Source organism: Candidimonas sp. SYP-B2681 (genome assembly GCF_003971065.1).
Classification (GTDB): Bacteria; Pseudomonadota; Gammaproteobacteria; order Burkholderiales; family Burkholderiaceae_B; genus Pollutimonas.
Genome location: NZ_RYDV01000005.1, coordinates 109,273 through 124,887, shown reverse-complemented (window position 1 = coordinate 124,887; position 15,615 = coordinate 109,273). Strand labels below are relative to the sequence as shown.

General features: G+C 52.7%; 11 protein-coding genes and 1 tRNA gene. 10 read left to right on the top strand and 2 right to left on the bottom strand.

Annotated elements, in window-relative coordinates:
- Positions 1-248 precede the first annotated feature (248 nt).
- Positions 249-2,480, top strand: a complete 2,232-nt coding sequence (locus EKL30_RS11795; RefSeq protein WP_126707432.1) for an FUSC family membrane protein — start codon at positions 249-251, stop codon at positions 2,478-2,480.
- Between the two features lies 1 nt (position 2,481).
- Here EKL30_RS11795 and yaaA read toward each other — a convergent pair whose 3' ends face one another.
- Positions 2,482-3,297 carry a peroxide stress protein YaaA gene (yaaA, locus tag EKL30_RS11790; protein WP_126707431.1) on the bottom strand — a complete coding sequence of 272 codons (816 nt, stop codon included), beginning with the start codon at positions 3,295-3,297 and terminating at the stop codon, positions 2,482-2,484.
- A gap of 123 nt (positions 3,298-3,420) precedes the next feature.
- Positions 3,421-4,203 carry a 3-hydroxybutyrate dehydrogenase gene (locus EKL30_RS11785; RefSeq protein ID WP_126707430.1) on the bottom strand — a complete coding sequence of 261 codons (783 nt, stop codon included), beginning with the start codon at positions 4,201-4,203 and terminating at the stop codon, positions 3,421-3,423.
- A 242-nt stretch (positions 4,204-4,445) separates the two neighbouring features.
- On the opposite strand from EKL30_RS11785, the gene EKL30_RS11780 reads away from it, so the two are divergent.
- The 9 genes from EKL30_RS11780 to EKL30_RS11740 all read left to right on the top strand — a co-directional run bounded on the left by EKL30_RS11780 (position 4,446) and on the right by EKL30_RS11740 (position 15,606).
- A tRNA-Ser gene (locus tag EKL30_RS11780) sits at positions 4,446-4,535 on the top strand.
- A gap of 225 nt (positions 4,536-4,760) precedes the next feature.
- The gene (locus tag EKL30_RS11775; RefSeq protein ID WP_370246262.1) at positions 4,761-5,906 is read left to right on the top strand and encodes an AI-2E family transporter; all 1,146 of its coding nucleotides are present in this window, start codon (positions 4,761-4,763) and stop codon (positions 5,904-5,906) included.
- 447 nt (positions 5,907-6,353) lie between these two features.
- Positions 6,354-6,941 carry a transcription termination/antitermination NusG family protein gene (locus EKL30_RS11770; RefSeq protein ID WP_233583057.1) on the top strand — a complete coding sequence of 196 codons (588 nt, stop codon included), beginning with the start codon at positions 6,354-6,356 and terminating at the stop codon, positions 6,939-6,941.
- A gap of 240 nt (positions 6,942-7,181) precedes the next feature.
- Complete coding sequence (locus EKL30_RS11765) at positions 7,182-8,336, top strand: polysaccharide biosynthesis/export family protein (protein WP_233583056.1); 1,155 nt, start codon at positions 7,182-7,184, stop codon at positions 8,334-8,336.
- A complete protein-coding gene (locus EKL30_RS11760) occupies positions 8,333-10,627 on the top strand; it encodes a polysaccharide biosynthesis tyrosine autokinase (protein ID WP_233583048.1) in 2,295 nt (764 codons plus the stop codon). The genes EKL30_RS11765 and EKL30_RS11760 overlap by 4 nt, the downstream gene beginning before the upstream one ends.
- Before the next feature lie 108 nt (positions 10,628-10,735).
- A complete protein-coding gene (locus EKL30_RS11755; protein WP_126707428.1) occupies positions 10,736-11,704 on the top strand; it encodes a GNAT family N-acetyltransferase in 969 nt (322 codons plus the stop codon).
- Positions 11,705-11,728: 24 nt separating this feature from the next.
- A complete protein-coding gene (locus EKL30_RS11750; protein WP_199748550.1) occupies positions 11,729-12,814 on the top strand; it encodes a GNAT family N-acetyltransferase in 1,086 nt (361 codons plus the stop codon).
- A 147-nt stretch (positions 12,815-12,961) separates the two neighbouring features.
- The gene (locus EKL30_RS11745; RefSeq protein WP_199748549.1) at positions 12,962-14,191 is read left to right on the top strand and encodes a polysaccharide deacetylase family protein; all 1,230 of its coding nucleotides are present in this window, start codon (positions 12,962-12,964) and stop codon (positions 14,189-14,191) included.
- 65 nt (positions 14,192-14,256) lie between these two features.
- Entirely contained in the window at positions 14,257-15,606 is a 1,350-nt protein-coding gene (locus EKL30_RS11740) for a glycosyltransferase (RefSeq protein WP_126707427.1), read from the top strand.
- Positions 15,607-15,615 lie beyond the last annotated feature (9 nt).

Genomic DNA, 15,615 nt, shown 5'->3' with positions numbered 1-15,615 from the left:
GGTGTTGACTAGCTTGGCTTGTGTGAACAACAAAAGCAATTGGCGCAAAGCCCCATGACCAAGTCTGCTTATCGCCTTTTTCCGCGGCAAGCTAATGCTGCTCGTCCCAGCCGCATGAAGCAGGCCTCGGCGCGCACGCCTTCCTGCTTGGCCAGGAGAGGAAAATAAAGTGGCCAGCTTTGGGAGAGCGAGAGCCACAGCCCAACTCCCTATATACTCGGACCATCCCTTACTGCCCCAGTACAAGAATGGCAAATCGCATACCCCATTTGCAGCGCTTCTTCTACAGCCATTATTTCTTTGGCGGCCTGCGCCAAGCGGTTGGAGTCCTGTTGCCGCCTTTATTTTTAGGCGGCGCTCTAGGCTTGTATGACGTCGGGATGATTGCCGCCTTTGGCGCAGCCTGCGTCGCAATCATCGACCAGCCGGGCGGCCCCCGTCGCTACGGAACAAGCGGTATGCTGGCCGCTGTATTACTGGGGTCATTGACCGCGGCGATAACCGGCCTGGCGTCATCGCATAGCGTGTTGATATGGCTGGTCGTTCCTGCCTTGTGCTTTTTCTTTTCGATGTTTACGGTATTCGGAAAGCAAGGCGGCTTGCTGGGTTTCGCTTGCTTGCTGCTCATGACGCTGACCATGCGCACCCCGCTGGCTCCCCATGAAGTCCTTCTTCACACGATTTATTCCTTTTCAGGCGGCGCCTTCTATTTCATTTTCAGTACGATTGCGCATCGGTTGCTGTGGCATCGCGAAGAACAGCAAGCCCTTTCGGTGGCCTTGTTCGCCACCGCCGACTACATCGGCGCCCGTGCTCAATTCTATGATCCAAACACTGATCTTGACGCTGACTATCGAAAGCTGATCCATGCACAGTCCGCCATGACGGAGAAGCATCAGGCAGCGCGCGATACGGTTCTGCGAGAACTACCGAAAGGACGACACCGCAGCGACCGATTGCGCGCCGCGGCGCTGAACGTCTTCATAGATATGGTGGCGCTGCTCGACAGCCTGGTGGCGACCCATACCGACTATGCGACCCTGCGCCGTAGCGTGCCTGACAGCGACGTTTTGATCTTTGCGCGCGATGCCCTGTTCAAACTGTCGATCAACGTCTCGCATATAGCGCTGAACATTGCACGTAACCGTAGCGTAAAGGAGCGCAACAGTGTAAAGGCCGAACTGCGCGCGATTGAGTTTGAGCTCGACCAATACCGCCAGGGAGGACTGGTGGAAAGAGAGCCCGAAGTCTATGCCCTGCTTGTACAGGTGCTACGCAGGTTGCGCAACGCTACGCGGCTGGTCGACCGTATGGCCGACCACATAAGCAATACCGTTACCGCTGAACTCGTCGACATGCGGCTGGATAAAGCGCTAGACCGATTCCTTTCTCGCCAGACATGGCGCATTGGCATGTTGACAAGCAACCTGCGAATTGATTCATCGCACTTCCGGTATGCAACCCGCGTGGCCGTCGCCGCCCTTGTTGCCATGACCCTAAATGCGGCTATTTCACATGCGGGATTGGACAGCGTAATGCCAGGGGCCGGCATGCATGGCTACTGGATCATCCTGACCATTCTCGTAATCATGAAGCCGGGCTTCGCGCTTACTCGACAGCGTAATGGTTGGCGACTTGCCGGTACCTTGATAGGCTGCGGGCTGGCGTTAGCATTGTTCAATGTGACGCAAAGTACTGACATCTACCTTGCCGTGCTGGTCATTGCGTGCATACTGGGTTACAGCTTAATCCAGTTGAACTTCATGGTAGCGGCCGTATTTAACACCCTTTTCGTGCTGCTTGTCTTCCACTTTCTATCGCCGAGCACAAACCTTGTCATCGGAGAACGGCTGATGGACACCTTCATAGGTTGCGGGATAGCCCTGCTCTGCAGCTATATCTTGCCATGGTGGGAACGAAATTTCATGGCTTCACTGGCAAATGCCGCAAAGAAAGCCAACCTGGAGCTCTTGAAAACTGGCCTTCGCTACGCCGGGTTAACGAGGGCGAAAACCGCAGCCCGGGCGCTATCCTTGCCAGAAGCTGAAGCGCTCGACGCTGAGCAGCACGAAGCGGAAGTTCGGTGGAGACTCGCCCGCAAGAACGTATATATCGCGTTTGGGAATTTCGCGTCCGCGTTCTATCGCATGATGGACGAACCCATCAAGCAACAAAAGCATGTGCCTGAACTGAATCATCTGATGATTCAAAACCATGTCCTGGCATCTCAGATCAGCGCGGCGATCCCAATTCTGGCAAGCCTACCCGTCGTTCCTGAAGGCATCCAGAAGTCGCTGGATGCCGTAGGCGAATTACTGGAAGGCAACGATGCGAACCCTCCCGTCTCAATCGAGACCGAGGGCGAGCTGGCCACTTTAGCGTATCCTTTACGCCAGATGGTCAAGGCTGCCCAGCTGATACGTCAAGAAATGCGAGGCGTTGAGACCGACACAATGAAAGCAGCCAACGTACCGACGTGATTCACGCGGCAAGTTGAGCAGCGGCCTGCTCTGAGCGCCGGAAGACAAGCTTGTTTTCCGTTGAGATCGAGGGCTCGAAGCGATAACCTTCACTTGCAAAGCCGATCAAGCCGTTGCTGTTGTTGATTTTGTTTTCAATGACGTAACGCGCCATCAAACCGCGTGCGCGCTTGGCGTGGAAGCTAATGATCTTCCACGTGTCATTCTTGAAATCCTGAAAGACGCATTGCACTACTCGAGCATGCAGGACGTTTAAGTCTACCGATTTGAAATACTCTTCTGACGCCAAATTCAGGACGACGCGTTCAGTCGTTTTGCCCCTGCCTCTTGCCATTTCAGTGAAATGATAGTTGAGGTATTGTGCAATAGTCGTACCCCAGAAGTCGTACAGATTCTTGTTATTGCCGGTTATCAGGCGGGTGCCCATTTCGAGACGATAAGGCTGCATGAGATCCAGAGGGCGCAGGACTCCGTATAGCCCACTTAATATCGCCACATGATTTTGAGCCCATTTCATCTGGGCGTCCGAAAGCTCGGGAGCATGCAGGCCTTCATATACATCGCCGTTAAAGGCCAATATTGCCTGGCGAGAATTTGTCTGGTTGAATGTTGGCTTCCATGCGGCGTAACGGTCGACATTGAGCTTTGCCAAAGCGTCACTTAATTTCATCAGCCGAGCGATTTCGGACGCCGGCTTTTTTTTCAAGACTTGTATTAGCTCGCTCGCCTGTTCGACAAACAATGGTTGCGTAGTAAGCGTAGTTCGTACCGGCGAGTCGTAGTCCAGCTTTTTTGCCGGTGACAGTAGCAACAACATTCTGCCCTTTCCTTAAGTAAATCCAGAGGTGGTCTAGTTTAATGCTATGGTCTGACCAAGAAGACCCTGTCTGTAAAAGCCTTATCGCGCCAGGGCTCTACCCGCTGGCCCGATAAGGTGTGGTTACCTTGCTGTCCAGCCACCATCCAGCGATAGTGTAGTGCCGCTCATTTGGTCGGCAGCTTCCGATGCCAGGAAAACTGCAGCTCCGCCCAGTTGTTTCGGTGTGACAAACTGTAGTGACGGCTGCTTCTCGGACAATAGCTCTTTGGCAGCATCTTCGACGCTGATGCTCAATTTTTGGGATAGCGCTACGATTTGTTTTTCAACCAATGGTGTCCGAACAAATCCCGGGCAAATCGCATTGCACGTGACGCCATTACCGGCGTTTTCCAGCGCCGTTACTTTGGTCAAGCCAACAACACCATGCTTGGCCGCCACATAGGCAGATTTATTTACCGACCCAACCAGACCATGGGCGGACGCAATATTGATAATGCGCCCCCAGCCCTGCTTTTTCATATACGGCAAAGCGGCCGCAGTACCGTGGAACACTGCAGACAGGTTGAGCGCGATGATGGCATCCCAGCGTTCGATGGGAAAGTCTTCGATCAGGTCAGTGTGTTGGATTCCGGCATTATTGACCAGTATATCGAGGCCTCCAAGCGCCTGTACCGAGTCATTAATGAAGGCGCGCGTGGCGCCGGCCTGCATCAAATCGGCATTGATATAGTATGCCTTGATATCGAATTCAAGCTCGAGGTTGACGCGCTCTTTTTCTATGGCGGCTGCGTCGCCAAACCCATTGATGACTACATTGGCACCACTAGAGGCCAACTCGCGTGCGATGGCGAGTCCGATCCCACTGGTCGAGCCTGTGATGACTGCATGTTTTCCTGTAAGCATGATTTTCCTTTGTTATGTCGTCCAGAATTGCTCAATGCTGCGGTGTTAGTGTACCGTTCAATACGCTATTGACGTTGTTTCAGACCGCTCGTTCCAGGGCAATTATGCGTTTTAATATTTCCTTGCTAGAATAGCGGACTTGCTTGTATGCAACGGCCCTCGACCAGCCGAAGCAGCTTTACAGGCGGGCGACATTGCTGCTCCATGGCTACCATGCACAGCAGTTTCGTAGCGGCAAACCAGGACAGGTGGCAGAGTGGTCGAATGCGCTGGACTCGAAATCCAGTGTACGTTTAGGCGTACCGTGAGTTCGAATCTCACCCTGTCCGCCACTTGCTCAGATCTTGATGCGTCAGAATTAATAAGAAACTGTTCAAGATCCTTCGCGGAATATATCTTTCGCGTAACGACTTCCCTACCCTTATCCGCTCTGTATCGACATATGAATGGAATATTGCACGCGCGGCATTCCGTGATATCGTCGAAACTTCGCGTATCCGCCTTCCGGATGCATCCATTCAAGTTTCAGCACACTCATATATAACCGTCAGATCATTATGCAACCTGTATTGCCCGCTTTTCTGATTGCTCGCTGGTTGTTGGTGCTAGTTGTCGTCGCCGGGCTCTACTTTCTTAGTGGCTTTCTGGTACCGGTGCTGGCTGCTTTAATTGTCGGATTGGCCAGCTGGCCACTTTACCGGCGGTTGCTGCGGCGCTGCGATGGCCGCAACGCTATAGCCGCGTCGATTGCGATAATAATTGTGATCCTGGTGCTTATCGTTCCGCTGTCCCTGGCTCTAAGCTACGCCATCCAGGAAGCAAGCAGCTTTATCGGCTGGGCCTTGGCCGCAAATCGCAACGGGATGCCAACGCCAGACTGGATTCTCGCGCTACCGTTGGTCGGAGAACGCCTCGCCAGGTATTGGGCAAGCTATTTAGGTGAGCCTCATGCTCTAGGAGCCGTGGTCGAAATGGTCAGTGGCGAACACCTGGGCAACATTTATCGTACCTTGCTTTCAGCGACCGGCGACATATTTCGGCTACTGCTTACCGTGCTCTTTATGCTGATCACTTTGTTTTTTGTTTATAAAGACGGTATTCGCATTTTAGGCCAGCTGGATATCGTCGGCGAGCGCATTCTGCCGCAACGTTGGCAACGATTTTCCCGAGTGGTACCTGCGACGATCAACTCCACCGTTACAGGCATGGGACTTATCGCTTTAGGCGAAGGCGTTGTGCTTGGCCTCGCCTATTGGGTTGCTGGCGTTCCGTCACCGGTATTGTTGGGCGTGGTGACAGGTTTCATGGCCTTGATACCGGGCGGCGCGCCGCTTTCCTTTACTTTGGTATCGCTATATCTTGTCGGCTCTGGCAATGCCATGGCTGGTCTGGGCTTGTTCGTGTGGGGTGCTGTCGAGCTATTTATCGTCGATAAAACATTACGTCCACGACTGGTCGGAGGCCCCGTCAAACTGCCATTTCTTCCAACATTTTTCGGCTTGGTTGGTGGCGTCAAAACTATGGGCCTCGTGGGACTATTTATCGGCCCTGTGCTTATGGCCTTGCTGGTGGCGATATGGCGTGAATGGATACACGAAGAAAAGATGGAAGTGATAGCGGTGGATGAATCGGGAACTCAGGTCGCTCGCGTGGGATCGAATCAAGCTCTGCCGTTTTTGCAGCCGCGATCGCGTTCCGACTAAGAAATTCGGTTGATAACGGCGCGCCTTGTTAATAAGTACGGTCAGCCGCTTGTCGTAGATCATTTGCTGCGGTCCGGCAGGTTCCAAGTCCTTCCGGCCGCTTCTACGTGTCGTGCAATTAATACAAAAAAAAAGCAGATGTGTAAATTTATGTGCGCCATCCACGCATATCACTAGCAAAACCGCGATTTAACGCGCACACCCTCTTACATCACGTCAACAAAATCGTAGGGCTCATTCCCTACCCAAGGCTTCCTAACTCCCCCGGCTTACCTCGTACAGCTGATAGCTGACGAAAATCAATATCTGCTAAAAATTGCACATACTCGAACGGTTCGATAACGCTCGATAACGCTGCAGGCGACGCCGATCAATATGCCTCGCTTCGCCTGTTTGCCGTTAGCCGTTTTGAAAAAAAATTGATCAGAGATTGGGGGAAGAGAGAGTATGCATTGCCATGTCAACCCGTCACCCGCCAAACCGGCGGTGCCTGCACGTATGACGGCCAACCGTGCCGAAGCTGAACACTCGACCGCGTGGTACGTGGCATACACCGAACCGCGCCAGGAGCACCTGGCCCGCTCCAACCTGCAGCAACAAGGATTCGTAACCTATCTTCCTTTATACAAGAAGACAGGAAAAAAAGCCGCAGCGAAGCTTACGGCAGCCGCCGCACACGAGGCCATGTTCCCTCGCTATTTGTTTTTTAAACCTTCCAACATCAAGCAGTCAATCAGCACTGTGCGGTCTACCAGGGGAATCAACTCTATTGTTAGATTCGGAACCACACTAGCGCAGGTCTCGCCGGAAATTGTCGCATCGATTGAGCAACATGAAAGAGAACGCAATCGCGAGAGCCAGCAAGGCACTCACGCATTAAAAGCCGGACGCCGGGTGCGGTTCAGCGATCCGGCGCTAAAAGGACTAGAGGGGCTTGTGCATTCTGTATCGACCCAGCGAGTCATCGTTCTGATGGAGATTCTGGGACGGCAGGCCCGCATCAAACTACCCATTGATCACGTAGAACCAACTTGAAGCTTAAACCTTAAAGCGTACAACCCAAAAGAAAAAAACGACCTTGCCGGGGTGAGCGAGGCGCGTCGCAGTTTGTAGAGCACTGACCTCAAAACGCAACATGACACCGCTGGACAGCCTTGATTTTTGCCAAAACGGTGAAAACATTGCGGCAGCCTGCGCGTGACTGAATTACTGAAGCCGACGACTGATTTCAGCTCCGGCCTTCTCGTTAACCTTCGTTTTTCTAGAGTGAACTCAATGAAAGAATTTCTTCTTTCCTCGCGTCGATCGGGATTTTCGCGCCTTGCCACCGCTGGCATTATGGCCGGTATCGTCTCCTTGCTTTCTGCATGCAGCATGTCTCCAGGCATGTATATGGGCAAGCCCCTGGATGTCGCCGAAGCAATGGAACAAGAAGGAGCTCCTCCGGGAGTCCTGCTGACTATTTCGCCTCAATTGATAGAACAACAGCGATCATCGCAAGATGCCAACGTCAATAAGGAAATAAAGCGCCTGTTTGGCGTGCCGGCAGAGTACAAGGTCGGCCCCGGGGATATTTTGAACATCGTCGTATGGAATCATCCCGAACTGGCCTTGACGATGGCCGGCGCCGCCGTATCTGCGAACACCCCCAACGTCTCCGATGTTGGAAACGGATACAACGTCAGTCCGGACGGTCTGATCCAATTTCCATTTGTCGGCGCCATTAAGGTAGCAGGGCTGAACGAATATGAAGTTCGAAGTCTATTGACCAAGCGCATGGCCAGCTTTGTCAACGATCCCCAGCTCACTGTTCGCATCCAGGCCTATCGGAACGGACGGGTGTATGTCGATGGGGAAGTACGAAGCCCTGGCCTGCTGACGATGAACGATATCCCCATGACATTGCCGGAAGCCATTAATCGCGCAGGCGGCCTTACACCGGAGGCTGACCGTTCGTCCGTCATTCTGACACGCAATGGTGTTGCAACGCACATCAATTTGCCGCAGCTGACGAGGAGTGGCGTGAATCCAGCTCAAATCCTGATGGCTAACGGAGACCTTCTGCGGGTTATCAATCGCAACGATTCCAAGGTTTTCATGCTTGGCGACGTTCACACTCCACGCTCCCAACCTTTGATGGATGGCCATTTGACGCTTGCTCAGGCGCTAGGTGAAGCCGGTGGTGTAAACCCTGAAACCAGCAATCCGCGCCAAGTTTATGTAATTCGCAAAGGCAGTAATGGATTTGCCGAAATTTATCACCTGGATGCCAGTGCGCCTACCGCATACGTGCTGGCTGCTGACTTCGAGCTGAAAGCCCGCGACATGGTTTTCGTTGACCCGGCTCCTGTTGTCCGATGGAACCGCGTCATCACCATGCTACTGCCCAGTTACGGTGCCGTCAGTGTCACCCGGGACATGACGCGATGAATAATTCAGATATGAACAAGCAATATCCGTTGGCGCAGGCAGGACAGACAGCACCGATTATTTTCGCGCCGCCTTACGGCCCGCCGAATAACGACGATATCGACTTTTTGGGCGTGCTGGACACCGCACTGAACTCTCGCTGGCTTATTGCAAGCGTGCTGATGATCGCCCTGCTCATCGGTGGAGCTTACGCCCTGTTCAGCCAACCGATATACCGCTCGGACGTACTGATTCAGGTGGAACAGAATCCCACCACTTCTACCAATCAGAATATTCTGAGCGAATTATCAACGGTCTTCAACATTCAGTCCCCGGCCACGGCTGAAATTGAAATTCTTCGCTCCAGGCTCGTGATCGGGCATGCCAGCGATCAGTTGCAGCTGTATGTCGACGCTGCGCCGGATTATTTACCTATTGTTGGGTCGTGGCTTGCTAAACACGCCACCGAACTCTCCACACCGCGCCTGTTCAAAATCGGCAGCTACCTGGTAGGGGGTTACGTCTGGGGGACGGAATCAATAAAAGTCGCTCAACTGGACGTACCGGAAAAGCTTGAAAATGAGAAACTGACGCTGACCACCACCCTGACCGGATACGAGCTGCATGGACCGGGTGGCGAAAAGCTGGCCCAGGGTAAGGTGGGTGTGCCCAATGAAATCAAACTTGGCAAACAAACCGGCACGATACTTATCAGTAACTTGAACGCCAGGCCTGCCGCCCGCTTCACGCTTGTACGGCGTTCCCGCCAGAACATCATTCAGGACTTGCAAGACGATCTGCTCATCGATGAAAAGGGCAAACCTTCTGGCGTATTGTCCATGACATTAGATGGCCCGGACCCCGAAAGGATCACTGCTATCCTGAACGCGATAGGTTTGGCTTATGTGAAACAGAACACAGAGCGTAAAGCCGCTGAAGCGGAAAAATCGCTTGAGTTCCTTGAGGGTTTCCTGCCTCAACTAAGGCGACAAATGGATGCCTCTGATAATAAGTACACCGCCTTTCGCGACCTTCACGGCACGTTTAACCTAGGCACTGAAGGAACCTTGTCGCTGAATCGATCAGTGGCCATGCAAACTCAATTGTTCGAACTACAACAAAAGCGCCGCGAACTTGGAGCTCAGTTCGGTGTTTCGCACCCCACCATCCAGGCGTTAAATGGACAGATTTCAGCACTGGAAAGTGAAGTTGGCAGACTGACGGCGCATATCAAAACGCTACCCGAGCTGGAACAGCAACTGCTCAATCTAATGCGAGACGTCAAGGTGAACGGCGAGCTCTATGCCGGCTTGCTTAATAGTGCACAGCAATTGCGCTTGGTGAAGGAAGGTAAGGTGGGCAACGTGCGTATGGTAGACACGGCCGACACTCCTGAGTTTCCGATCAAGCCACATCGTCCACTGGTTTTGGCCATTGCTGGCCTGCTGGGCCTGCTGCTGGGGATAGGTATCGCGTTACTGCGCGGTTTTCTGCGCAACGGTGTCAAGGCCGCAAACGATATTGAATCTTCACTGGGTCTGAATGTATTTGCAACGGTACCCCATGTTCAACAAGGGGCTTATCGTCAATCCCGGTTTGGCGGACGCAGCGGCACTAACTATGTACTCGCCGAAAGCTCGCCTGACGACCCCGCCATTGAAAGCCTGCGCAGCCTGCGGACAAGTTTGCCCTTTGCATTGCAAGATGCGCCGAACAACATCATCATGCTCACCGGACCGACGCCCAATATCGGCAAGACCTTTACCAGCGTCAACCTTGCGGCGGTGATGGGCGCAGCCGACAAGCGCGTCCTTTTGATCGATGCCGATTTCCGCAGTGGAGGAGTTCACCGCTATTTCGGTCTGGAGCGCTACAACGGCTTCAGCGATCTGATTCGCGGAACCGCTACCCTGCAGCAAGTACTGCACAAAAGCATCATCACAAACGTGGATCTCATCACTACCGGCGTGCTTCCGCACAACCCCGCTGAACTCCTGCTTTCACCGATGACGATGCAACTGCTGCATGAAATTTCCGTCAATTATGACGTTGTATTGGTGGACACCGCTCCGGTGCTTCCGGTATCTGATGCGATGGCTCTGGCGCCCCATGTAGGCACAATTTTTATGCTCGCGCGAGCGCAGGTCAGTACTTTGCACGAACTGGAGGAATCCACGAAACGGCTAAATCAAGCGGGCGCCCAGGTCAAAGGCGTGATCTTCAACGACTTTGACGCATCAAGCCAGCGCTTTAGTTCTAGATATGGCAGCTACCACCAGAGCTATGTCCCGTACGGGACTAACAGGTCCTGAAACCAATTCTACCGTTCCGCCTTTTACCTAGCTTCACCGGACATCCGCCACGCTCGGGCCACTCACGCCAGAGCACCACCCTCTTTCCGTCAATACCTACAAAGACAAATGACTAGCAGAAAACAGATATATAGGCGCTTTTGCGCCGAAGAAACGTCGATACCTATTTTTTCTCGGGATTGGTGGCTGGACGTCACGGCAGGCAGTGATAATTGGGACGTCGCAGTGGTCGAGGAAAGCGGGAGTGTGCTGGCCTGCATGCCCTATTTATGCAAGAAAAAAGGAGGCCTCAGCGTATCAACGACTCCGCCACTGACGTACTGCATGGGCCCATGGGTACGTCCCGCCAAAGCCAAACCCTCTGTTGTCATCAGCAGGCAAAAATATGCGCTGGAAAAATTGATTGAACAACTTCCACGGTTCGATCATTTCAAACAGCAGTGGCATTACACACAGACAAATTGGCTGCCCTTTTTTTGGGAAGGATTCAATCAGACCACTAATTACACTTATGTGCTGCCTGTGCTACGGGATGAATCGACTTCTTGGGAAGGACTGCAAGACAATGTAAGAAGGGAAATTCGTAAAGCGACGGGCCGGGGCGAGCTATATGTACGCGATGATCTGCCAGTGAGCCAATTTTTTCGTCTTAACAAGCTAGTTTACGAACGCCAGAATATACCGCTTCCATATTCTGAAAATTTTATTACTACGCTGGATAAAGCATGCACCGCGCAAAACCGGCGCAAAATTTTCATGGCGCAAGATGAGCATGGAGTGCTCCACGCGGGGGTCTATTTGGTGTGGGACGACGAGAGCGCCTATTACCTGATGGGGGGCAGCGATCCGGAACGGCGCAATAGCGGGGCCATGAGCTTATGTTTATGGGAAGCCATCAAGTTTGCGGGGACTGTGACCCGGCGCTTCGATTTCTGCGGCTCCATGATCAAGCCCATAGAACGATTTGTCCGTGCCTTCGGCGGCGTTCAGACGCCCTACTTTACGGTGTCAAAAACCCCCTCGAAACTTGCCGCCACGTTTCTGTTCGCGCGGTCATTAGTGCAAGCACCGAAATAAAGATGACCGAACTATATTTTCCGTATGCAAGGTGCAACAGCGCTGCGCCTTGTATCGGGCAACATGAACCGGGCAACCTTTCACTCCCGCTTGTCGACCAAGCACACAGGGCTTATGTCGTTAAGTCAATTCCTAAAACACATGATCACTCGAAAACAGATATATGGGCGCCTCTGCGCGGAAGAGCCTTCGATACCTATTTTTTCTCGTGACTGGTGGCTGGATGCCACGGCAGGCAGTAATGACTGGGACGTTGCACTGGTAAAGGAAAAGGAAAATGTATTGGCCTGCATGCCCTATCTACGAAAGAAAAAAGGATATCTGAATATATCGACGGCTCCGCCACTAACGTACTGCATGGGGCCATGGACACGTCCCTCGAAAGCAAAGCCCTCGGCTGCGCTCAGTAAGCAAAAATATGCGCTGGAAAAATTGATTGAACAACTTCCACCGTTCGACCATTTCAAACAGGAGTGGCATCACTCACAAACAAATTGGCTGCCCTTTTACTGGCAAGGATACAACCAGACCACCAATTACACCTATTTGCTGCCTTTACTCCGCAATGAGTCCGCTTTGTGGGATGGATTGCAAGACAAAGTGAGATGGGAGATTCGTAAGGCAGCAAGCCGGAGCGGACTACAGGTACGTGACGATCTGCCTGTGACTCAATTCCTTCGTCTTCATAAGCTGGTTTACCAACGCCAAAACAAATCGCTTCCGTATTCTGAAAATTACATTACTACGCTGGATAAAGCATGTGCCACGCGTAAGCAGCGCAAGATCTTCATGGCGCAAGATGAGCATGGAGTGCTCCACGCGGGGGTCTATTTGGTGTGGGACGACGAGAGCGCCTATTACTTGATGGGGGGCAGCGATCCGGAACGACGCAGTAGCGGGGCCATGAGCTTATGTTTGTGGGAAGCCATTAAGTTTGCGGGGACCGTGACCCAACGCTTTGATTTCTGTGGATCCATGGTCCAGCCAATAGAACGATTCGTTCGCGCTTTCGGCGGCGTTCAGACACCTTACTTTACCGTGTCGAAGACCCCCTCGCCGCTGGCCGCCACTTTTCTGTTCGCACGATCCCTAGTGCAAACTCTGAGATAAAGAATGACCCAAATCGACTCTTGTCGGATGCAAAGTGGAGCAGCGCTGGCGTGGCTGAACTCAATAGTCGGAGGCCGACTGAGCCGACATTTGCTGCTTTTACAATCGGAGCCTGGATACCTGCTCATAACGTTGCCTAGCAGCGATATGGGCATATACATCGAATCGGACTGCGCTACGTTCACTCAGGCGCATTCCGAATTGCCGTGCAGCCATTGGGACGCCACAACTGAAGGATGGCAGCCGGCGCTACACCCTCCAATACCGGCACCCGGGACGGACAAGATTCCATTCCCGCTTATCGAGCGGACGGAAAAGGGCTATGTCATTCATTACGACATCCTGGGGATGATCTATTGGATGCTATCGCGCCAGGAAGAAGTAAACCGTAGCGATCTGGATAGCCATCAACGCTTTCCAGCAACGGCATCACATGCCTATAAGCATGGCTACCTGGAGCGCCCCGTTGTCGACGAATGGTTCGTCATATTGGCTCAGGTCGTACATCGCCTGTGGCCGCGCCTGGAGCTTATTGAGCACACGTTCTCCATGATCCCGTCCCATGATGTGGATACGCCGGCCCGTTACGGCTTCACGAGTTTCGGCAGGCTTCTATTTACCATGGCTGGTGATGTCGTAAGGCGACATAAACCCATAGAAGCTTTACAGGCGCCGCGCATATGGGCGGGATCAAAGGAAATGCTGCATTCGGCTGACCCCTTCAACACCTTCAACTGGATTATGGATGTTTCGGAACAAAATGGTATTACAAGTGCGTTCTATTTCATCTGTGGCCGCACACTTCGATCGCGTGATGCCAATTATGACGTCCGGCACCCTGCGATTCGAGATCTAATGCGGCGCATCCATGCGCGTGGCCACGAGATCGGCTTGCATCCCAGCTACAACACGTACCAGAAGCCGGATTCCATCGTTACCGAAGCGCAGGAATTGCTCAGCATCTGCACGGAAGAAGGCATCGTTCAGCGCGAATGGGGGGGCCGCATGCACTACCTGCGATGGCAGACCCCTATAACGCTCTACGGATGGGAGCAAGCAGGAATGGCTTACGACACGACGCTTAGCTACGCTGATCGACCCGGCTTTCGTTGTGGAACTTGTCACGAGTATCCCGCGTTCGATCCGGTAGCGGACAAGGCGCTTCAGCTGCGAATACGCCCCCTTATTGCGATGGAATGCACCGTCATGGCGCCCCGCTACATGAACCTTGGTTCGGACGAAGCTGCACTGAAAAAATTCGTTGAGTTGAAAGAGACGTGTCGCTCAGTACGGGGCAACTTCGCCTTGTTGTGGCACAACACCATGCTAGAGCGCAAACAGGATCGCATTCTTTATAAGAACGTACTGGAGGCCTAAGTACCGGCGCATATCGGGGCAGTACCAACTCAGCCAAATTCCATTAACTCATTTAGGCCAGTTAAATGAACGAAACCAAGAAAAAAATTTTATTGGTCAGCTGTTTCTTCTATCCACAAAACAGAATACCGGTGCTCCGAATTGGGCAATGGGCAAAGTGCTGGGCTTCGCAAGGCCATAGCGTAACGGTATTGACGACAAAAAAATACTCCTTCATGGGACCCTTTGGGTTGGAAGCCGATCTGCCTCCAGGCGTCACCGTTGTCGAGGTGCCGTCGTTACCCACGTGGCTTCAAAGCAGAATGAAAAATCCTGCTGCCAAAACGGGTCAACAAACCTTTACAACGGCTTCGACAAAAGCACCGGCGGAGACAGGGTTAAAGAAAAGGATACGCGTCCTGAGGCAATACATAGGTTCCATGCTCGATATCAATGATCTATGGATTTCCCCCGCTTACCACGCTGGCATGCGTTTGCTCGCGGAAGACCACTATGACGTCATTGTCAGCTCCTATTCGCCCCCAGCAACCCATGTAGTGGCCAGCAAATTAAAGAGACAGCATCCAAATCTGGTGTGGTTTGCCGATTTCAGGGATTTATGGGTCAACAACCACATCACTTCAGCAAAAGGCATCTTCAAGACGCTTGAAAACATTAAAGAGCGGCGCACGCTCGGCGGCCTTGCCGACGCCATCATTACCGTATCCAAACCTTTGGCTGTCGATTTGCAATCGCGCTATCCTGCTTTGCCAGTCTGGGTGATCGAGAATGGCTTTGATCCCCAGGAATTTCCAACATGGATGGAATCCCTTTCAGCGGCCCCACAATTGGCCGACTGCATCACCATCTGTTATGCCGGGACCATATATCCGAACCGGCGCGACCCCACGCCTCTGTTCAATGCCGTCAATGAATTGATCGACGCCGGACTGATCAGCGCGGACAAAGTGAGCATCGAGTTCTATAGCCAGAACGAACGCGAGCTCAACGAGATAATCGAGCGCACATGCGCCAACCGACACAACATCATTAAGATCAAAGGATTTGTATCCAGGCAGACATCTCTCGAGGCACAAAGGAAAAGCAACCTGCTGCTGCTTCTTGAGTCGGGCGAACCGGAAGCCAAAGGCATGCTAACAGGCAAGGTTTTCGAATATATGGTCAGCGGGATACCTATTTTGGCGGTGGGAATCGATAACACCCATGCCGCTGGCGAATTGCTGGAAAAGACCGGAACCGGCTTTTGCTCGAATGACCCCCAAGAGCTTAAGAAGCTGCTGCTTGCAGCGATTGCATCGAATCAATTCAGCTTCTACAAGCCCCATAAAGATTTGATCGCAAAATACGCCAGGGATAAACAGGCGCAATCCATAATAGAGCGGCTAACTGCGCTGCAGGGAGCCGCAATATGTTGACGGCCCTAA

Bases quoted from the DNA above. Each gene is read 5' to 3' on its own strand.
- EKL30_RS11795 (WP_126707432.1), top strand. From the start codon at position 249: ATGGCAAATCGCATACCCCATTTGCAGCGCTTCTTCTACAGCCATTAT.
- yaaA (WP_126707431.1), bottom strand. From the start codon at position 3,297: ATGTTGTTGCTACTGTCACCGGCAAAAAAGCTGGACTACGACTCGCCG.
- EKL30_RS11785 (WP_126707430.1), bottom strand. From the start codon at position 4,203: ATGCTTACAGGAAAACATGCAGTCATCACAGGCTCGACCAGTGGGATC.
- EKL30_RS11775 (WP_370246262.1), top strand. From the start codon at position 4,761: ATGCAACCTGTATTGCCCGCTTTTCTGATTGCTCGCTGGTTGTTGGTG.
- EKL30_RS11770 (WP_233583057.1), top strand. From the start codon at position 6,354: ATGCATTGCCATGTCAACCCGTCACCCGCCAAACCGGCGGTGCCTGCA.
- EKL30_RS11765 (WP_233583056.1), top strand. From the start codon at position 7,182: ATGAAAGAATTTCTTCTTTCCTCGCGTCGATCGGGATTTTCGCGCCTT.
- EKL30_RS11760 (WP_233583048.1), top strand. From the start codon at position 8,333: ATGAATAATTCAGATATGAACAAGCAATATCCGTTGGCGCAGGCAGGA.
- EKL30_RS11755 (WP_126707428.1), top strand. From the start codon at position 10,736: ATGACTAGCAGAAAACAGATATATAGGCGCTTTTGCGCCGAAGAAACG.
- EKL30_RS11750 (WP_199748550.1), top strand. From the start codon at position 11,729: ATGCAAGGTGCAACAGCGCTGCGCCTTGTATCGGGCAACATGAACCGG.
- EKL30_RS11745 (WP_199748549.1), top strand. From the start codon at position 12,962: ATGGGCATATACATCGAATCGGACTGCGCTACGTTCACTCAGGCGCAT.
- EKL30_RS11740 (WP_126707427.1), top strand. From the start codon at position 14,257: ATGAACGAAACCAAGAAAAAAATTTTATTGGTCAGCTGTTTCTTCTAT.